19 protein-coding genes are annotated in these 19657 nt (G+C 71.9%); 16 read left to right on the top strand and 3 right to left on the bottom strand.

Annotation, left to right across the window (positions count from 1 at the left end; genetic code table 11):
- The first annotated feature begins 78 nt into the window (after positions 1-78).
- The 16 genes from CLM62_RS20840 (at position 79) to CLM62_RS20765 (ending at position 16815) form a co-directional block, all read left to right on the top strand.
- Positions 79-867: an aldose epimerase gene (locus CLM62_RS20840; protein WP_095751409.1), complete on the top strand. Its 789-nt coding sequence runs from the start codon at positions 79-81 to the stop codon at positions 865-867.
- A gap of 10 nt (positions 868-877) precedes the next feature.
- Positions 878-1450: an orotate phosphoribosyltransferase gene (pyrE, locus tag CLM62_RS20835; protein WP_095751408.1), complete on the top strand. Its 573-nt coding sequence runs from the start codon at positions 878-880 to the stop codon at positions 1448-1450.
- A 124-nt stretch (positions 1451-1574) separates the two neighbouring features.
- Entirely contained in the window at positions 1575-2606 is a 1032-nt protein-coding gene (gene fbaA, locus CLM62_RS20830) for a class II fructose-bisphosphate aldolase (RefSeq protein ID WP_095751407.1), read from the top strand.
- A gap of 80 nt (positions 2607-2686) precedes the next feature.
- Positions 2687-4186 (top strand): MFS transporter, encoded by a 1500-nt coding sequence (locus tag CLM62_RS20825; RefSeq protein WP_095751406.1) that lies wholly within the window; start codon positions 2687-2689, stop codon positions 4184-4186.
- Positions 4187-4357: 171 nt separating this feature from the next.
- A complete protein-coding gene (locus tag CLM62_RS20820; RefSeq protein WP_095751405.1) occupies positions 4358-4771 on the top strand; it encodes a DUF3151 domain-containing protein in 414 nt (137 codons plus the stop codon).
- Between the two features lie 155 nt (positions 4772-4926).
- The gene (locus tag CLM62_RS20815) at positions 4927-5763 is read left to right on the top strand and encodes a tryptophan 2,3-dioxygenase family protein (protein WP_095751404.1); all 837 of its coding nucleotides are present in this window, start codon (positions 4927-4929) and stop codon (positions 5761-5763) included.
- On the top strand, positions 5756-7003 hold the full coding sequence (gene kynU, locus CLM62_RS20810; RefSeq protein WP_095751403.1) for a kynureninase: 1248 nt from the start codon (positions 5756-5758) through the stop codon (positions 7001-7003). The genes CLM62_RS20815 and kynU overlap by 8 nt, the downstream gene beginning before the upstream one ends.
- Before the next feature lie 255 nt (positions 7004-7258).
- On the top strand, positions 7259-8197 hold the full coding sequence (locus tag CLM62_RS20805) for a S9 family peptidase (RefSeq protein ID WP_095751402.1): 939 nt from the start codon (positions 7259-7261) through the stop codon (positions 8195-8197).
- A gap of 274 nt (positions 8198-8471) precedes the next feature.
- The gene (locus CLM62_RS20800) at positions 8472-9530 is read left to right on the top strand and encodes an alpha/beta hydrolase (protein ID WP_095751688.1); all 1059 of its coding nucleotides are present in this window, start codon (positions 8472-8474) and stop codon (positions 9528-9530) included.
- Positions 9523-10797: an acyltransferase gene (locus CLM62_RS20795; RefSeq protein ID WP_095751401.1), complete on the top strand. Its 1275-nt coding sequence runs from the start codon at positions 9523-9525 to the stop codon at positions 10795-10797. Before CLM62_RS20800 ends, CLM62_RS20795 begins: the two co-directional genes overlap by 8 nt.
- The gene (locus CLM62_RS20790) at positions 10790-12256 is read left to right on the top strand and encodes a sensor histidine kinase (RefSeq protein WP_095751400.1); all 1467 of its coding nucleotides are present in this window, start codon (positions 10790-10792) and stop codon (positions 12254-12256) included. Before CLM62_RS20795 ends, CLM62_RS20790 begins: the two co-directional genes overlap by 8 nt.
- Entirely contained in the window at positions 12253-12927 is a 675-nt protein-coding gene (locus tag CLM62_RS20785; RefSeq protein WP_095751399.1) for a response regulator transcription factor, read from the top strand. The genes CLM62_RS20790 and CLM62_RS20785 overlap by 4 nt, the downstream gene beginning before the upstream one ends.
- Before the next feature lie 128 nt (positions 12928-13055).
- A complete protein-coding gene (locus CLM62_RS20780) occupies positions 13056-14387 on the top strand; it encodes a sensor histidine kinase (protein ID WP_095751398.1) in 1332 nt (443 codons plus the stop codon).
- Positions 14384-15049: a response regulator transcription factor gene (locus CLM62_RS20775; protein WP_095751397.1), complete on the top strand. Its 666-nt coding sequence runs from the start codon at positions 14384-14386 to the stop codon at positions 15047-15049. The genes CLM62_RS20780 and CLM62_RS20775 overlap by 4 nt, the downstream gene beginning before the upstream one ends.
- Positions 15050-15117: 68 nt before the next feature.
- Positions 15118-15552, top strand: a complete 435-nt coding sequence (locus CLM62_RS20770; RefSeq protein ID WP_095751687.1) for a VOC family protein — start codon at positions 15118-15120, stop codon at positions 15550-15552.
- A 45-nt stretch (positions 15553-15597) separates the two neighbouring features.
- The gene (locus tag CLM62_RS20765) at positions 15598-16815 is read left to right on the top strand and encodes a cytochrome P450 (RefSeq protein ID WP_095751396.1); all 1218 of its coding nucleotides are present in this window, start codon (positions 15598-15600) and stop codon (positions 16813-16815) included.
- Here the strand turns inward: CLM62_RS20765 and CLM62_RS20760 are convergent.
- Genes CLM62_RS20760 through CLM62_RS20750 form a run of 3 tightly spaced genes read right to left on the bottom strand, consistent with a single transcriptional unit; the run spans position 16799 to position 19591 of the window.
- Positions 16799-17023 carry a hypothetical protein gene (locus CLM62_RS20760; protein WP_257003961.1) on the bottom strand — a complete coding sequence of 75 codons (225 nt, stop codon included), beginning with the start codon at positions 17021-17023 and terminating at the stop codon, positions 16799-16801. The genes CLM62_RS20765 and CLM62_RS20760 overlap by 17 nt on opposite strands.
- 46 nt (positions 17024-17069) lie before the next feature.
- Positions 17070-18674, bottom strand: coding sequence for an ABC transporter permease (locus tag CLM62_RS20755; RefSeq protein WP_095751394.1), 1605 nt, complete (start codon positions 18672-18674; stop codon positions 17070-17072).
- Positions 18671-19591, bottom strand: a complete 921-nt coding sequence (locus tag CLM62_RS20750; protein ID WP_095751393.1) for an ABC transporter ATP-binding protein — start codon at positions 19589-19591, stop codon at positions 18671-18673. The genes CLM62_RS20755 and CLM62_RS20750 overlap by 4 nt, the downstream gene beginning before the upstream one ends.
- Positions 19592-19657: the final 66 nt, after the last annotated feature.

Here is a 19657-nt window from a genome sequence, read left to right as displayed (position 1 = left end):
GGCCGTTTCCGGCCGCCGCTGTCAACGGCCGCCCCCGACCGTCCTCTTGATCGGCGATCGGGCCAGTAGGGTCGTCCCGTGAGTAACGAAGACATCACGCTGACCGCGGGTGACGCGGAGGTGACCGTGCAGCCGGGCAACGGCGGCCGGATCGGAGGGCTCCGCCTCGGCGGCAGCGAGCTCCTCCGCCAGGGCGACCGCTTCGGCTGCTTCCCGATGGTTCCCTGGTGCGGCCGGATCAGGGGCGGCCGGTTCCTGGACGGCGCGACCGACCACCAGATGCCGCTCAACTCCCCGCCGCACGCCATCCACGGCACCGCCCGCGACGGCGCCTGGAGCACCGCCCGCGTCACCGCGAACGAGGCGGTGATCACGTACGACCTCGTCGACCCCTGGCCCTACCCCGGCCGCGTCACGCAGATCGTCGCCCTGACCGAGGGCGCCCTGACGCTGACCATGTCCGTGGAGACGTACGAGACCTCCTTCCCGGCGCAGATCGGCTGGCATCCGTGGTTCAACCGGAACGTCGAGGGGGCGGACGTACGGCTGGACTTCACGCCTGCCTGGCAGGAGGAGCGCGGCGACGACCACCTGCCCACCGGCAACCGCCTCGACCCCAAGCCCGGCCCCTGGGACGACTGCTTCGGGATGCCCGACGGCGTCGACGTCACGCTCACCTGGCCGGGGCAGCTGGAGCTGAAGGTGACCAGCCCGGAGCAGTGGGTCGTCGTGTACGACGAGCAGGAGGCGGCCGTGTGCGTGGAGCCGCAGACCGGGCCGCCCAACGGGCTGAACACCCTGCCGCGCCTGGTCACGCCGCTGGAGCCACTCGAAGCCACCACCACGTGGACCTGGCGGCGCCTCTAAGCTGGCTGGCATGACGGACGTCAACGGAGTAATGCCGCCAGGCACACGCGGCGCGCTGCTGCGGCAGATCAAGGACAAGGCCGTGGTGCACGGCAAGGTGACCCTGTCGTCGGGTCTCGAGGCCGACTACTACGTCGACCTGCGGCGCATCACCCTCGACGGTGAGGCCGCTCCGCTGGTGGGTCAGGTGCTGCTGGACCTGACCGCCGACCTCGACTTCGACGCGGTCGGAGGGCTGACCATGGGCGCCGACCCCGTGGCCGCCGCCATGCTGCACGCGGCCGCCGCGCGCGGGAAGCGGCTGGACGCCTTCGTCGTACGGAAGGCGGCCAAGGCGCACGGGCTGCAGCGTCGGGTGGAGGGGCCGGACATCGCGGGGCGCCGGGTGCTGGTCGTCGAGGACACCTCCACCACCGGCGGCTCGCCGCTCACCGCCGTCGAGGCCGTGCGTGAGGCGGGGGCCGAGGTCGTGGCGGTCGCGACGATCGTGGACCGGGCGACCGGGGCCGCCGAGAAGATCCAGGAGGGTGCGGGGGTGCCGTACCTGTTCGCGTACTCGAAGGACGAGCTGGGCCTCGACTGACCGCCGCATGGACCATTCGGCCAAGTCTGGAAAGATGGGGCCGACGATGACGTCGCACCCAAGGTCTAGGTCAGGGCCGTAGAACAATTCAGTACGCCAACCCGCACACCCAAGGAGCGGACGAATGCCCATCGCAACCCCCGAGGTCTACAACGAGATGCTCGACCGGGCGAAGGCAGGCAAGTTCGCCTACCCGGCCATCAACGTGACCTCGACCCAGACCCTGCACGCTGCGCTGCGCGGCTTCGCGGAGGCCGAGAGCGACGGCATCATCCAGATCTCGACGGGTGGCGCCGAGTTCCTGGGTGGCCAGCACAACAAGGACATGGTCACCGGTGCGGTCGCCCTGGCCGAGTTCGCGCACATCGTCGGCAAGAAGTACGACATCACGGTCGCCCTGCACACCGACCACTGCCCGAAGGACAAGCTGGACGGGTACGTACGGCCGCTGCTGGCCGTGTCCGAGGAGCGCGTCGCCCGCGGCGAGAACCCGCTGTTCCAGTCCCACATGTGGGACGGCTCCGCGGAGACCCTGGCCGACAACCTCTCCATCGCCCAGGAGCTGCTCGCCCGCGCCGCCGCCGCGAAGATCATCCTCGAGGTGGAGATCACCCCGACCGGCGGCGAGGAGGACGGCGTCTCCCACGAGATCAACGACTCCCTGTACACGACGGTCGACGACGCGATCCGTACGGCGGAGGCGCTCGGCCTCGGCGACAAAGGCCGCTACCTGCTGGCCGCGTCCTTCGGCAACGTCCACGGTGTCTACAAGCCGGGCAACGTCGTCCTTCGCCCCGATCTGCTGAAGCAGCTGAACGAGGGCGTGGCCGCCAAGTACGGCAAGCCGGCCGGCTCCCAGCCGTTCGACTTCGTCTTCCACGGCGGCTCCGGCTCGACGGCCGAGGAGATCGCGACCGCGCTGGAGAACGGCGTGGTCAAGATGAACATCGACACCGACACGCAGTACGCCTTCACGCGTCCGGTCGCCGACCACATGTTCAAGAACTACGACGGCGTCCTGAAGGTCGACGGCGAGGTCGGCTCCAAGAAGACCTACGACCCGCGCACCTGGGGCAAGCTGGCCGAGGCGAGCATGGCCAAGCGGGTCGTCGAGGCCTGCGCGAACCTGCGGTCGAGCGGCACGAAGATCAAGTAACCGGCACTCCGGGTAGAGGTTTTGGGCGAGCTCGGTGCTACGGTGCCGGGCTCGCTCCACAACCGGTGTATACCTGGGCCATGCCCGATGTCCGGCTGGCCTCGCCGCAAGGCAAGTGGATCCTGCTGACCACCGTCCTCGGCTCCAGCATGGCGCTACTGGACTCGACCGTCGTCAATGTCGCCCTGCCGCGCATCGGCCGCGACCTCGACGCGGACCTCGCCGCCCTGCAGTGGACGGTCAACGCGTACATGCTGACGCTGGCCGGGCTGATCCTGCTGGGCGGTTCCCTGGGTGACCGCTACGGCCGCCGCAAGGTCTTCGTCATCGGTGTGCTGTGGTTCGCCGCCGCATCACTGCTGTGCGGGCTCGCCCCGAATGCCGGTGTCCTGGTCGCCGCCCGGGCCCTCCAAGGCATCGGAGGCGCTCTCCTCACCCCCGGCTCCCTCGCCCTCATCCAGGCCTCCTTCCATCCCGACGACCGAGGTCGGGCGGTCGGCCTGTGGTCCGGGTTCGGCGGGGTCGGCGCGGCGGTCGGCCCGTTCGTCGGCGGCTGGCTGGTGGACGGCCCGGGCTGGCGCTGGGTCTTCCTGCTCAACGTGCCGCTGGCACTGCTGTGCGTGCCCGTCGCCCTGCGGCATGTCCCCGAGTCGCGCGACGGACGCGCGCACGGGCGCTTCGACGTACTGGGTGCCGGACTGGGGGCGCTGGCCCTGGCCCTGGTGACGTATGCGCTGATCGAGGCACGCACGGCGTCCCTCGCCGTCGTCCTGTCGGCGGTGGCGGGCCTGGCCGCCGCGGTGGCCTTCGTGTACGTCGAGAAGCGCCGCCCCGATCCGATGATGCCGCTGGACATCTTCGGGTCGCGCCAGTTCACGGCGGTCAACCTGGTCACGCTGTGCGTGTACGCCGCCTTCGGCGGCTTCTTCTTCCTGGCCGCGCTCCAGCTCCAGGTCGTCGTCGGCTACTCGGCCCTCGCGGCCGGTACGGCCCTGCTGCCGACCACCGTCCTGATGCTGCTGCTCTCCGCCCGCTCCGGCGAACTGGGCGAGCGCATCGGCCCGCGCATCCCCCTCACGGTCGGTCCTCTGCTCTGCGCCGCCGGGATGCTGCTGATGCTGCGGGTCGGCCCGGGTGCGTCGTACGCCGCCGATGTCCTGCCCGCGCTGCTGGTCCTGGGCCTGGGCATGGTCACACTGGTCGCACCGCTGACGGCGACCGTGCTGGGTTCCGTGGACACGGCTCGGGCGGGCCTGGCCAGCGGCATCAACAACGCGGCGGCGCGCGCGGCGGGCCTGATCGCGGTGGCGGCGTTGCCGCTGGTCGCGGGGATGGGGGAGGAGGCGTACCGGTCGCCGGGGGCCTTCGACGACGCGTTCGGGCGGGCGATGGGCGTGTGTGCGGGGGTGTTGGTGGTGGGAGCGTTGGTCGCGTTCGCGACGGTTCGGCGGCCGGGGCCGGATTGCCGGAAGCCGGAGTGCCGGACGCATGGGGCGGTTGCTGTGCCGCCGTGGGAGGGGCAGCGGGGGAGGACGGGGCTTTCGACGCGGGACGGCGATGCCGGGGCGTCCGGCGGTTGAGGGCGGGGGCGGCCAGTCGGCGCGGATGCACGGCGGCGGCTGCGGGCGGCGGTAGGACGTCCACGCCCCGGCGGGGTCGGGGCGGACGAAAAAAGCCGTACCGCACCCCCGCCCAGGAAGGCCCGCCCCGCCCGCCCCGCCCACCCCCCTCCATGGGCCAGACTGGGACCCATGTCCACTCACGAAAACCTCCTCGGGGGCCCGCCCCCGACCCACCTCCCCGACGACCCGGAGCCGCGCGAGCTGCTGGCGGGCGGCACCGCCCCCGCCGATGTCGCCGCGCAGTACCCGACCTCCTCGCTGGCCTGGGCCCAGCTCGCCGACGACGCGTTCGAGCGGGGCAGCGTCGTGGAGTCGTACGCCTACGCCCGTACGGGCTACCACCGCGGCCTGGACTCCCTGCGCCGCAACGGCTGGAAGGGCCACGGCCCCGTCCCCTGGGAGCACGAGCCGAACCGCGGCTTCCTGCGCGCCCTGCACGCCCTCGCCCGCGCCGCCGGCGCGATCGGCGAGCAGGAGGAGTACGAGCGCTGCACCCAGTTCCTCAAGGATTCCTCCCCGACGGCGGCCCAGACGCTGGGATAGAGCGCCGTCGTCCCTCCGGGCCCGCCTGCCTCACGCAGGTCAGGCGGGCCTTGCGCTTTTCGGTGAGGATTGCGGAGTATGCGGGTGGGGACCGGGGCCCCGTGTCGGTAACGGCAGGGCGGACCGCTACCCGGAGTACACATCAGGAGACAGCGATGTCCCAGGCCCACGAGGCTCACGAGCCCGAGAGCCCGCATCTCGACTTCGCAGGCACGACGCCGTACGAGGACTACGTCAAGGCGGACGTGCTCACCCACCTCCAGCACACCCTCTCCGACGACCCCGGAGAGATGGTCTTCCTGGTCACGACCCAGGTGATGGAGCTGTGGTTCACGGTCATCGTCCACGAGTGGGAGACGGCCACGCGGGCCCTGCGCGGCGACGACGTACCCACCGCGACCGCCGCGCTCAAGCGTTCCGTACGGGAGCTGGAGGCGCTGAACGCCTCCTGGAAGCCGCTCGGGCAGCTCACGCCGGCCCAGTTCAACGCGTACCGCAGTGCCCTCGGCGAGGGCTCCGGCTTCCAGTCGGCGATGTACCGCCGGATGGAGTTCCTGCTCGGCGAGAAGTCCGCGTCCATGCTGGTCCCGCACCGCGGCGCGCCGCGCGTCCACGCGGAGCTGGAGAAGGCGCTGCACGAGCCGAGCCTGTACGACGAGGTGCTACGGCTGCTCGCCCGCCGCGGCCACGCCATTCCGCCGTCCGTCCTGGACCGTGACGTGTCGCGGCGCTACGAGCCGTCGGACGAGGTGGAGGAGGCCTGGGCGGCCCTCTACTCCGGTGACGAGAACGACGAACTCGCCCGGCTGGGCGAGGCGTTGACCGACGTGGCGGAACTGGTGTGGCGCTGGCGCAACGACCACCTGGTCGCCACCCGGCGCGCGATGGGCGCCAAGGCCGGCACGGGCGGCTCCGCCGGCGTGGCCTGGCTGGAGAAGCGCGCACAGAAGAACGTTTTCCCCGAGCTGTGGACGGCGCGATCCCATGTCTGAGTCCGAATTCGGTGTGAAGGCGGAGAAGCTGGATGCCGCCGATGAACTTGCGGGCGTGCGGGCGCAGTTCGTCCTCGACGCTGTGTCCGATCATGCGGCTGACGCCGCGGGCGTCTACCTCGACGGCAACTCGCTCGGTGCGCTGCCCGCGGCCGTTCCCGGGCGCGTCGACGACGTCGTACGGCGGCAGTGGGGCGAGCTGCGTATCCGCTCGTGGGACGAGAGCGGCTGGTGGACGGCGCCCGAGCGGATCGGCGACCGGATCGCTCCGCTGGTCGGGGCGGCGCCCGGGCAGATCGTGGTCGGCGACTCGACGAGTGTCAACGTCTTCAAGGCGGTTGTGGGTGCGGTACGGCTGGCGCGGCTCGACGGGGCCGACGGCCGGGACGAGATCGTCGTCGACGCGACGACCTTCCCCACCGACGGGTACATCGCCGAGTCGGCGGCCCGGATGACCGGCTGCACCCTGCGCCCGGTGACGCCGGCCGAGGTGCCGGGGGTCCTGGGCGACCGTACGGCCGCGGTGCTGCTCAACCACGTCGACTACCGCACGGGTCGGCTGCACGACCTGCCGTCGCTGACGGCCGCGGTGCACGCGGCGGGGGCGTACGTCGTCTGGGACCTGTGCCACAGCGCGGGCGCCCTGCCGGTCGGGCTCGACGCACACGGCGTCGACCTCGCCGTCGGCTGCACGTACAAGTACCTGAACGGCGGCCCGGGCGCACCGGCGTACCTGTACGTGCGCCGGGACCTCCAGGACCGTTTCGACTCCCCGCTGCCCGGCTGGACCTCCCACGCCGATCCCTTCGGCATGCGGCCCGACTACGAACCGGCCGCCGGGGCCTTGCGCGGCCGCGTCGGCACGCCCGACATCCTCTCCATGCTCGCCCTGGAGGCCGCCCTGGAAGTGTGGGACGGCGTCCCCATCGAGAGCGTCCGGGCCAAGTCCCTCGCCCTGACGGACTTCTTCCTGGAGTGCGTCGCGGCCTACGTCCCGCCGGGCCGGGTGGAGTCCCTGACGCCGGTCGCCCACGAGGAGCGGGGCAGCCAGGTGGCGCTGCGCTGCGAGGACGCGGGCGACGTCATGCGGCGGCTGATCGAACGCGGGGTGGTCGGGGACTTCCGGCACCCGGACGTGCTGCGGTTCGGATTCACGCCGCTGTACGTCGGTTTCGCGGACGTGGAGCGGGCGGCTCGGGTGCTGGCGGAGACGTTGCGGGGGAGTGGGGGAGGCGGCTGACGGACTGGGTGGGCTCGCTGGTCCATGCCGACTGGACCAGCGGGCATGGACCAGCGGGCATGGACCAGCGGGCATGGACCAGCGGGGCGTTCGCCCCGTTACGGAACAGCAGGACCGTTTGGCCCTCACCGAGCGTGACATCCCCGTGTCCGCGCACGTCATGGGCCTGATAGCGTCCCCGCCAACGGCCGAATTCTCTCCTGGTCCGCCCTGTCCGTTCCGTCCAAATCCGTTTCGTCGCTGAGAGGTTGGAGCATGCCGGACGACGCCGCAGCACGCGATGCCGCAGCACCGCAGAACGCAGCTGCCCGGGCCGCCATGGAAGAGGAGTCGGCCTTCTCGCACCCGGCCGTCGACCCCGACACCACGGCCGCGTACGGCGACCACCCCGACCAGCTGATCGACTTCTACGCCCCGCGCGGCGAGCGCGTACCGGGCGGTCCGGCTCCGCTGGTGGTCGTGCTGCACGGGGGTGCCTGGCGGGCGCCGTACGATCGCCGGCACATCTCACCGTTCGCGGACTTCCTGGCGCGGCGGGGGTTCGCGGTGGCGAGCGTGGAGTACCGGCGGGGGCGGGCGGGTGTGGGTTCGGGTTCGGGTGTGGATTCGGGTGCGGAGGGGTCCGGGCCCGTCGCGGGCCGCTGGCCGGACACCTTCGACGACGTCGCCGCCGCGCTGGACGCCCTCCCTGGGCTCGTCCGCGAGGCCCTTCCGCAGGCCGACTCGCGCCGGACGGTCGTCACCGGCCACTCGGCGGGCGGCCACCTCGCCCTGTGGGCGGCCGCCCGGCACCTACTGCCCGCCGACGCCCCCTGGCGCATCGACCGGCCCGCCCCGCTGCGCGGCGTGGTCGCCCTCGCCCCGATCGCCGACTTCACGGTCGCCGACAAGCTGGACGTGTGCGGGGGTGCCGTACGGCAACTCCTCGGCGGCGACGAGGAGTTCGCCGAGCGCCGGCCGTACGCGGACCCGGCGCTCCTGCTCCCCACCGGCATCGCCACCACGCTCGTCCAGGGGCGCGCGGACCTGGACGTCCCGCAGGCGGTCGCCGAGTCGTACGCGGACGCGGCGGCGAAGTCCGGCGAGGTGGTGGGCCTGACGCTCCTGGAGGACGTCGGCCACTTCCCGCTGATCGACCCGGCGGCGGACGCGTGTGCTGTGGTGGCGGAGGAGATCGCGCAACTGGCGTGGTGAGCAACTGACGTGGTGAGCAACTGGCATGGTGAGGGCTGCCGTTGGCCCGGGCGGGGACCCTCTGAGAGCAGGCAGGGATACCCGTAATACCTGAGAGCTACGGCGCAGGTGAGCTCCCTGGCGTGACGCGGACGACGAGCACGGATTCGTAACTTCCCAACCAGACAGGCCCGATGGACGGGCGGACTGGGCGGCTGGGAGGAAGACGACCGTGGGACTCGAAACGGGGGAGACCGCAGAGGCGGCCAAGGCGCCAGCGACGACCGATGGGGGCATCGAGGGCACCGGGACCACCGGGGACGCAGAGGGACGGCGAACCGGCAAGCGCCGCCGCCCCCAGAATTGGCTTCGCGGCCTCCTCGCCGCCCTCGTCACCGCCGCCGTCGTGGCGCCCCTCTCCGCCGCAGCGCAACCGCAGACCCCCGCCCCGGCTCCGGCCGCCCTCGCCCTGGTGACGGCGGCCACGTTGGACGAGGCGTACGCGGCGAACCGGGCCAACGCCGCGGAGGCGTCCCGCATGGCCGCCGCGCACGGCGACCGGGAGCGCGCCGCGACCGACCGCGCCATGGCCGACCCGTCCCGTCACTTCCTCGCCTTCGACGGCCGCGGTTCGGGCCGGGCCACGGAGGTCTTCGGCGACCTGGCCCACGCCGACCGCGTCGCGGTCCTCGTCCCCGGCTCCGACACCTCGCTCGAGACGTACGCCCGCTTCCGCGCGACCGCGACGCACTTGCAGGACGAGCTGACACAGCAGGCTCGCGCGAACTCCGCCACCGCCACCGACACCGGAACCGGCACCCGCACCACCGGCACCCGCACAGCCGTCGTGGCCTGGCTCGGCTACGAAACGCCGGACACGGTCAGCGCGACCGTCACCACGACGGGCCGCGCCGAGCAGGCGGCCCCGCACCTGCGGGAGTTCATACGGCACCTGCGCGGCATCGTCGGCGAGCAGGCCCGGGTCTCCCTGCTCTGCCACTCCTACGGCTCGGTCGTCTGCGGCCGCGCCGCCTCCGGCCTGGACGCGGACGACATCGCCCTGGTGGGCAGCCCCGGCACCGGCGCCGACATGGCCGCGGCCCTGCACACCCGGGCCCGGGTCTGGGCGGCCCGGGGCAGCGACGACTGGGTGGGAGAAGTGCCGCACGTCAAGGCCGACCTGTTCGGCACCACCGTCGGCTTCGGCACCGACCCCGTATCCCCGGCCTTCGGGGCCCGCGTCTTCGTCGCCGGGGACGGCGGCCACAGCGACTACTTCGCACCGGGCTCGCTCTCCCTGACCAACCTGGCCCGGATCGTCCTCGGCGAGACCTCGGAGCTGACCCATGCGTGAGGCGACCTGCAAGACGACCAGCAAGACGATCAGCAATACGGCCCGTAAGGCGGCCCGTGAGACGACCCTGCACCGCGTGTGGGAGGGCATACGACACGGCGCCGACCGGGTCGACGCCGCCACCCCCGCGGACCGGGACCGCGCGGTCGACGCCCTGCGCGCCTTCGCGATCCTCGGTGTCGTCCTCGGCCACTGGCTGGTGACGGCGCTGGTCGCGGACGGCGGCGGACTGCGCACCGCGAGCCCGTTGCAGCACATGCCCTGGCTGGCCCCGATCTCCTGGGTCTTCCAGACACTGGCCGTGTTCTTCCTGGTGGGCGGCCATGTCGCGACACGCGGCTACGCCTCGGCCCGCGCCCGCGGGACGACGTACGGCCAATGGCTGGCCACCCGTATGTCCAGACTCTTCAAACCTGTCGCGGCCGTCCTGGTGCTGTGGACGGTGATGGCGTTCGCCCTCCTCCTCACGGGCGCCGAGTTCGCGACGGTGCACACGCTGGTCAAGCTGGCCCTGTCCCCCCTGTGGTTCCTCCTCGTTTTCGCGGCCCTGACGGCGGCGACTCCCTTGTTGACGCGACTCAACCCGCTCTGGCCGTTGGCGATCGTTCTCCACGTGGACCTGCTCCGCTTCGGCCTCGGCGGCCCGTCCTGGCTCGGCTGGGTGAACGTGGCGGCGGGCTGGCTGGTGCCGTACACCCTGGGCGCCGCCTGGACCCGCGGCGAGCTGGAGCGCCGCCGCGCGGGCCGGCTGCTGCTGACGGGCGGTGCGCTGACCACGGCGGGACTGGTCGCCTGGGCGGGCTACCCGGCGTCGATGGTCGGCGTCCCCGGCGCCTCGGTCTCCAACCTGAACCCGCCGACGCTGGCCGCCGTCACCTTCGGCCTGGCCCAGTGCGGCCTGGCCCTGCTCCTGCGCGACCGGCTGCGCCGGGCGATGAACCGCCCCCTGGCCTGGGCGGCGGTGGCATTGGTCAACCTCTCCGCGATGACGATCTTCCTCTGGCACCAGACGGCGCTGATGGCCACGACGGCCACGGGCCTCCTCGCGGGCCGCCTCCCCGGCCTGCACACACTCCCCGACGGCCTTGACTGGGTGGCGGCCCGCCTGGTCTGGCTCCCGGTCTTCACCCTCGCCCTGACGGTGTGCTGGGCGGCCTTCCGCTTCTATGAACAGGGCCCGCGCCGCCGCGCCGGCCGCCCGTCCCGAGTGATCCGCGTCCACCGCCGCCCGCATTCCAGGGGAACGAAGGCGGCCCGCGATGCCTAGGGTTGACGACGTGACGGAGACGGGGATCCAGCACGGGATCGGGAGCCGCGTCCTGCGCGGGCTGCGGGCGCTGCGCGACGACCTGTGGACACTCAGGCCTGACCCCCTGCCCGCTGTCGGACGGCTGCGCCGGTTGCCGCACGTCGTGCTGTTCCTGCCCGCGCTCGGCATCACGATCGGCGGCACGGCCCAGCTCACGGACAACGGGAAACTGGGCTTCGGCCTCGCCTTCCTGATCGCCCTCGCGCAGGGCGGCGCGGTGCTGCTCGCGCTGTGGCGGCCCATCCCGGCATGGTGGCTGTCGATAGCGGCCACGGTCGTGGGCGCCGTCGCGGTACGCGGCCTGCTGCTCTCCGGCGCGACGGACGACTTCACCTGGCCATGGGCCGCGTCCGGCATCATCGCGCACCTGCTCGTCCTGCTGCTGCTCGCCCTGCGGGTGCGCACGCGCGTCTCCGTCGAGGCGCTGGCCCTGACCGTGCTGGCCACCTACCTCCTCCAAGGACCGCTGGGCGCACCGGACTTCCAGGACACCGGCGTACTCGCGATCGCCCTGTCCGCGGTCGTCGTGGTCCTCGGCATCGCGCTGCGCGGTCGCCGCGAGGCGCGCGCGGAACTCGGCCGGCAGGCCACGCTCACCGCCGAGGAGCGGGCGCGGCGCACACTGCTGGAGGAGCGCAATCGCATCGCGCGGGAGCTGCACGACGTGGTGGCCCACCACATGTCGGTCATCTCGATCCAGGCACAGGTCGCTCCGCACCTCGTCGACGACCCGCCCGAGGAGCTCAAGGACAATCTCGCGGGAATCCGGCAGAACGCGCTGGAGGCGCTGACGGAGCTGCGCCACGTCCTGGGTGTGCTGCGTCAGGAGAATCCCGACGGCCCGGAGCCGTCCCATGGATCCGGCACCGGCACCGGCACCGCCCCGCACGCCCCGCAGCCCACCCTGGACCGGCTCGACGCGCTCGTGGCGAACACCCGGGCCGCGGGCCTGGCCGTCACCGTCGAGGTCGTGGGGAAACGGCGTTCGCTGCCGCCCGGCGTGGAGCTGTCGGCGTACCGGATCGTGCAGGAGGCACTGAGCAACGTCCTGCGCCACGCGCCCGGCGCGCGTGTCCGCGTCGAACTCGCCTACCTGTCGGGTGCGTTGAACGTGAAGGTCGTCAATTCGCGGCCGACGCAGCCCGCCCCGCAGTCGCCGGGCGCCGGACACGGGCTGCTCGGCATGCGGGAGCGGGCCACGATGCTCGGCGGTGCCCTGCACGCGGGGCCCGCACCGGGCGGCGGATATCAGGTGTCGGCCTACCTCCCGGCGGCCGAGCTCTCCGACGGCCTGGACTACACCGCCTCGGGTGGCATCGCCGTCACCGGGCCGGTCACGGACCCCGTCTCCACCACCGATACGGTCACTCATCCGGCCCTCGATCAGGCCACGGACCCGAAGGACGACACCGCATGACGAGCGGCACCATCCGCGTACTCATCGCCGATGACCAGCAGATGGTCCGGCAGGGCTTCACCGTGCTGCTCAACACCCAGCCCGACATCGACGTGATCGGCCAGGCGGTGGACGGCCTGGACGCCGTCGCCAAGGTCGCGGAACTCGCCCCGGACGTCGTGCTCATGGACATCCGCATGCCCGAGCTCGGCGGCATCGAGGCCACACGCCGTATCACCGGCGAGCAGCCGGACATCAAGGTGCTGGTGCTCACCACCTTCGACCTCGACGAGTATGTGTACGAGGCGCTCAGAGCCGGTGCGTCCGGCTTCCTCCTGAAAGACGCCTCGGCGGACAAGCTGGCCGAAGCGGTGCGGGTGGTGGCGGCCGGCGACGCGCTGCTCGCGCCGGGCATCACGCGGCGGCTGATCGCCGAGTTCTCCCGGCTGGACGACCGGCCCCGGGCCCCGCTGAAGGAACGCGTCGGCGGTCTGACCGAGCGGGAGACGGAGGTGCTCGCCCTGATCGCGCAGGGCCTGTCGAACGCGGAGATCGCCGAGCGTCTCGTCGTCGCCGAACAGACGGTGAAGACGCACGTCGGCCGCATTCTGGTGAAGCTGGGCCTCAGAGACCGGACGCAGGCGGCGGTGTTCGCGTACGAGTCGGGACTGGTGCGGCCATCGGGGTACTGACCTGCGGCGGGCCGGTCCGGTTCGACCAGGCCCGGGACCGGGTGTACCCGTAGTACCTGAGAGGGACGCCGAAGGACCCTTCTCACTGGTGACGACCGCGACCCCCGTCCCCGCCTACCGTTCTGTACGTGACCGAGACGACCCAGATCCACACCACGCCGCCGGGCGACGGAGCCAAGTCGCGTAGCCCGGAGTTCCGGCTGGCCGCGGACGCCCTGCGCGGGCTGCGGCAGGACCTGTTCCACGACGCCTTCGCCTACCGCCTGCTCCCGCGGATGCGCGGCGACGGCCCGCTGACCAGGCGGCTGCCCGCGCGCCTGCGGGAGTACGCGGTCTGGACGCCGCACGCCGTGATCACCGCGGCCGCCCTGCTCACCCTGCTCATCGCCACCGTCGACCAGGGCGCCGGTCTGCTGCTCGGCCCGCTCGCCGTGATCCCGATCCTGCTGACCATGGCCCGGCCGGTGGGAGCGTTCTGGCTGTCGATGGCGGCAACCCCGCTCGCTCTTCCGTTCGGTGACCAGTGGGGTGAGTGGCCGTGGCTGCCGGGCAGCTTCGCCTGCCATCTGACGGTGCTGACGGTCGTGGCGGTACGCACCAGGCCGCGCACGGCCGGGTGGATGTGGGCGCTGACCGCGGCGTACGGCATCGTCGCGGAGACGCTGTCCTCGGGCCACTACTCCACCAACACCGGCCCCATGCTGGTCGTCTCCGCACTGGTCCTGCTCTGCGTCGCCGTCTGGCACATCCGGCGGGAGGCCGAGCAGGAGGTGACCGCCCAGCAGACGGTGACCGCGCACGAGCGCTCCCGCCGCACGCTCCTGGAGGAGCGCACGACGATCGCCCGCGAGCTGCACGACGTGGTCGCGCACCACATGTCGGTCGTCGCCATTCAGGCGGAGGCCGCCCCCTACCGGGTGGAGAACCCGCCGCCGGAGCTGGAGCGCGCCTTCGCGACGATCCGGGAGAACGCGGTCGCGGCCCTCACCGAACTGCGCCGCGTCCTGGGCGTCGTCCGCGCCGAGGACTACGAGGCCCCGGACGCCCCGCAGCCCACCCTCGCCGACCTGGACGGCCTGCTCGCCAATGTGCGGGACGCGGGTCTGAGCGCCGAGAAGGTGGTGACCGGAGCGGTGCGGGAACTCCCGCAGGGCGTCGAGCTGTCCGCGTACCGCATAGTCCAGGAGGCGCTGAGCAATACCCTGCGGCACGCGCCCGGCGCGAGCGCCCGCGTCGAGATCGGTTACGTCCTCGGCGGGCTGGGCCTGCGCATAGTCAACGGCCCGCCGCCCGCGCCGGCCCTGGTGAAGCCCTCGCCGGGAGCGGGGCACGGCATCACCGGCATGCGGGAGCGCGTCTCCATGCTGAACGGTGAGATGACGGCGGGCTCGACGGACGAGGGAGGCTATGAGGTGGCGGTGTTCCTGCCGGTGACCGGCGTGAGCGAGGGTGACGCATGACCATCCGCGTGCTGATCGCGGACGATCAGATGATGGTGCGCGAGGGCTTCTCGGTCCTGTTGAACGCGATGCCGGACATCGAGGTCGTGGGCGAGGCCGTCAACGGCCGCGAGGCGGTCGACCGCGTCCGCGAGCTCACCCCCGACGTGGTCCTGATGGACATCCGCATGCCCGAGCTGAACGGCATCGAGGCGACCCGGGAGATCGTCGCCGCGGACGGCGCGGCCAAGGTGCTGGTGCTCACCACCTTCGACCTCGACGAGTACGTGTACCAGGCGCTCAGGGCAGGAGCCTCCGGCTTCCTCCTCAAGGACGCCTCGGCCCGCCAACTCGCCGACGGCGTAAGGGTGGTGGCCTCCGGCGAGGCGCTGCTCGCACCCTCGGTGACCCGACGACTGATCACCGAGTTCTCCAAGATGTCCACCACACCACGCATCCCGCCCACCGCGCAGGCGGCGTACGGAGATCTGACCGAGCGGGAGACGGAGGTCCTGGTCCTGATCGCGCAGGGCCTGTCCAACGCGGAGATAGCCGAGCGGCTGGTGGTGGCCGAGTCGACGATCAAGACACACGTCAGCAGGGTCCTGGTGAAGCTGGGCCTCAGGGACCGCACGCAGGCGGCGGTGTTCGCATACGAGGCCCGCTTGGTCACGCCGGGCTGAGCGGTCGGCGCGGTCCGCGTCCGCGCGGTCCGTGTGGCCAGGGCAGGGTGGAGAAGTACGGTGAGGGCATGGAACAGCGCATCACGTTGATCACGCTGGGTGTTTCCGATCTCGCGCGCTCCAAGGCTTTCTACGAGGCCCTGGGCTGGCGGGGCCAGGAAGTTGAGGAAACCGTCTTCTTCCAGGCGGGCGGCCTGGGACTCGTCCTGTGGGGCCGCGACAAACTCGCGAGGGACTGCGGTCTGGAGCCCGGCCCGACGGGCGGCTTCGACGGCATCGTCCTGGCTCACAACGTCCGTTCCGACGCGGAGGTCGACGCGCTGCTCGCAGCGGCGGAACGGGCCGGCGGCACCATCACCAAGCCCGCGGCCGTCAACGTCATCGGCTTTTACTCCAGCGCCTTCACCGACCCGGACGGCCACGCCTGGGAGATCGCCCACAACCCTGGATTCCCCCTCGCCGAGGACGGCACGATCACTCTGCCGGATTTCGGTGGCGCATAGGGACACCCCTGGTCAGCGTGGACGTCGGCAGGCTAGCGTCCCCGCATGGCAGCTGCTTCCGACCTCGCGTTCGATCCCTGGGACCCGGCATTCGTCGCCGACCCGTACCCCGCCTATGCCGAGCTGCGGGCCCGGGGGCGTGTGCACTACTTCGAGCCCACCGACCAGTGGCTGGTCCCGCACCACGCGGACGTTTCGGCGTTGCTGCGGGACCGCCGCCTCGGCCGGACCTACCAGCACCGGTTCACGCACGAGGACTTCGGGCGGACGGCGCCGCCGGCGGAGCACGAGCCGTTTCACACGCTCAACGATCACGGGATGCTCGATCTGGAGCCACCGGATCACACCCGGATCCGGCGTCTGGTGTCGAAGGCGTTCACTCCGCGCACGGTGGAGCAGCTGAAGCCGTACGTCCACGGGCTCGCGAACGACCTGGTGGCCGCCTTGGCGGAGGCGGGTGGCGGGGATCTGCTGGCGGACGTGGCGGAGCCGCTGCCGGTGGCGGTGATCGCCGAGATGCTGGGGATCCCGGAGGCCGATCGGGCGCCGTTGCGGCCCTGGTCGGCGGACATCTGCGGGATGTACGAGCTGAACCCGTCGGAGGAGGTGGCGGCGAGGGCGGTGCGGGCCTCGGTCGAGTTCTCGGAGTATCTGAAGGAGCTGATCGCCGAGCGCCGCAAGGAGCCGGGTGAGGATCTGATCTCGGGGCTGATCGCCGCGTACGACGAGGGCGAACGGCTGACCGAGCAGGAGATGATCTCGACCTGCGTACTGCTGCTGAACGCGGGGCACGAGGCCACGGTGAACGCGACGGTCAACGGTTGGTGGGCCCTGTTCCGCAATCCGGAGCAGCTGGCTGCCCTCCGTGCGGACCACTCGCTCGTGCCGTCCGCCGTCGAGGAGCTGATGCGTTACGACACCCCGCTCCAGCTCTTCGAGCGCTGGGTGCTGGACGAGATCGAGATCGACGGGACGACGATCCCGAGAGGCGCGGAGATCGCCATGCTCTTCGGCTCCGCCAACCACGACACGGAAGTCTTCCGGGACCCCGAGCGCCTCGACCTCACCCGCGAGGACAACCCGCACATCTCCTTCAGCGCGGGCATCCACTACTGCATCGGCGCACCCCTGGCCCGTATCGAGCTGGCCGCGTCGATGACGGCGTTGCTGGAGAAGGCCCCGACGCTGAGCCTGGCGGCGGAGCCGCGGCGGAAGCCGAACTTCGTGATCCGGGGGCTGGAGGGGCTCAGCGTCGAGCTCTGAGACGCTGGAGCAGCGCCCAGCACCCGAGGGAGGCGGCGATACCGCCCAGGATCATCAGCGGCAACTCGGCGTAGAGCACGCTCCAGTCGGGTGCCTGTTCGAAGCGCCAGATGCGCTCCCGTACGTCGACGGACCACACCGCGAGTCCCGCGCCGGCGCCGACGGCCGCGGTCAGGCATCCGCCGGCGGCCTGCATACGTTGTCCCATGCCTGGCATGGACGAGCGCAGGTCGCCATGAGGTTCCCCCTGCCGGTCACGTCGCCATGTCCCGCCGCCGCAGCGCCGCCAGTCCCACCCCGGTCAGCGCGACCGTCAGGAGAAGAAGGGTCAGCACCGGCCCCCACTCCATCCCCCCGCCCGGCAGCTTCGGCAGATGGCCGAACGGCGACATGTCCAGGACCGCCTGCGGAGCGTCCAGCGCGGGCCCGACCCAGCCGATCAGCAGCACCGCCCCGGCCACGCCCCAGGCCGCCACCGCCGCCCGAGGGACCAGGCCGTGCAGGAGTACCGTCAGCCCGCCGATGGCCCACACCGCCGGGACCTGCACGAGGCACGCCCCGAGGATCGGCCCGGCCTCCTTGCCGTAGCCCACGGCGAAGCCGAGACCGGCGAGCAGCATGATCAGTACGGTCCCGCCGAAGGCCACCGCCAGATGGCCGGCGGCCCACCGCAGTCGGCCCACCGCGTTGGCCAGCACCGGTTCCGCGCGCCCGGAGGTCTCCTCGCCGTGCAGCCGTAGGACGGAGGCGACGATGTAGAGCGCGGCGACCAGGCCGAGCATGCCGATCATCGCGGACAGGAACGCGTCCGTGATTCCCGCCCGGCCGCCCATCCGCTCGATGATCTGGCGGTAATTGTCGTTGTCACCGACGAGGTCGGCCGCGCCCTCGGTCAGGCCGCCGTAGACGACCCCGGCGAGGAAGAAGCCGATGCTCCAGCCGAGCACGCTGCCCCGCTGCAGCCGCCAGGCCAGCGCACCCGCCGACGCCATGCGGCCGAACGCCGGTCCCGGCCGGGTCGGCAGGAAGCTCATGCCGATGTCGCGGCGCCCGGCCAGCGCGTAGGCCGCGGCGCCCTGGGTGGCCACCGCCGCCACGAACAGCAGCAGCACCCACCAGCGCTCGTCCGCGAACGCCCGCAGGTTCTCCAGCCAGCCGAGCGGTGACAGCCAGGTCAGTACCGACGAGCCGTCGTCGGTGGCCGAGTCGCCCGCCGCGCGCAGCACGAACGCGGCACCGAGGACCGCCGCCGTCAGCCCGCGTGCCAGGCGCGCGCTCTCGGTGAGCTGGGCGACGACCGCCGCCATCGTGGCGAACACCATGCCCAGGCCCGCGATCCCGATCCCGAGCGCCAGGGCGCCCGAGGCACCCTGGCCGGCCAGTCCGGCGGTCAGCAGCAGCGCCAGTACGGCGTTGGCGACGGCCGCCGTGAGCAGGGCCGCCGTCAGGGAGGCCCGGCGGCCCACCATCCCCGACGCCACCAGCTCCTGACGGCCGCTCTCCTCCTCGTCCCGGGTGTGCCGTACGACGATGAGCAGGCTCATCACGGCCGCCAGCGCGCCCGCGTAGATGCCGACGCGCCAGGCGGTGAGCGCGCCGAGCGAGTCGCCGAAGACCGGGCCGACCATGGCGCGCAGCGAGGCGTTGGTCTCCATCTGCCGCAGCAGGTCGGCGCGTTCGGCGGCCGTGCCGTACAGGCCCTTCAGGGTGTTCGGCATGGAGAGGACCATGAGCGCGTTCACCGCGACCCAAAGCGGGATCATCGCGCGGTCGCGGCGCAGGGCGAAGCGCAACAGGGTGCCGGTACCGGCCAGTTGGCGCGAGCTGGCGGGCCGTACGTCGAAGGCCGTGGCGGTCATCGTGCGGCCACCTCCTCGCGTACGTCCTCCTGGTAGTGCCGCAGGAACAGCTCCTCCAGCGTCGGCGGCGTCGACGTCAGCGACCGCACGCCGGACTCGCTGAGCGAGCGCAGTACGGCGTCCAGCTTGTCGGTGTCGACCTGGAGCCGGACCCGGTGGCCCTGGATGTCGAGGTCGTGGACGCCGGGGAGGCGGGACAAGCCGTTGGGGGCGCCGGCGAGTTCGGCCGTGACGCTTGTGCGCGTCAGGTGGCGCAGGTCGGCGAGGGAGCCGGTCTCGACGGTGCGGCCCTTGCGGATGATGCTGACGCGGTCGCAGAGTTCCTCGACCTCGCTGAGGATGTGCGAGGACAGCAGGATGGTCCGGCCCCTGTCCCGCTCCTCCTCCACACACCGCTGGAAGACCTCCTCCATCAGCGGGTCCAGGCCCGAGGTCGGCTCGTCCAGGATCAGCAGGTCGACGTCGGAGGCGAAGGCCGCGACCAGGGCGACCTTCTGCCGGTTGCCCTTGGAGTAGGTGCGGCCCTTCTTCGTCGGGTCCAGCTCGAACCGCTCGATCAGCTCGGCCCGGCGCTTCTTGTCGAGTCCGCCGTCGCGCAGACGGCCGTAGAGGTCGATGACCTCGCCGCCGGAGAGGTTGCGCCACAGCGTCACGTCCCCGGGGACGTACGCGATCCGGCGGTGCACCTCCACGGCGTCCGTCCACGGATCGCGGCCGAGTACCCGCGCGGCGCCCGAGTCGGCGCGCAGCAGGCCGAGCAGAACACGGATGGTGGTGGACTTGCCGGCGCCGTTCGGGCCGAGGAAGCCGTGGACCTCGCCGGTCTCGACGTCCAGGTCGAGGCCGGCGAGGGCGTGCGTCCTGCCGAACGACTTGTGCAGCCCGGATACCTCAATGGCGGGGTTTGCCTTGGTCATACTTCAGAACGTACGCTTCCTTCAGAAATTTGTGAAGTTAAGGAAGCGTCAAAATGGCGGATAGAC

Source organism: Streptomyces sp. SA15, from assembly GCF_002291145.1.
GTDB lineage: Bacteria > Actinomycetota > Actinomycetes > Streptomycetales > Streptomycetaceae > Streptomyces.
The sequence above is the reverse complement of the archived record's forward strand: the minus strand, read 5'-3'. Positions and strand labels throughout refer to the sequence as shown.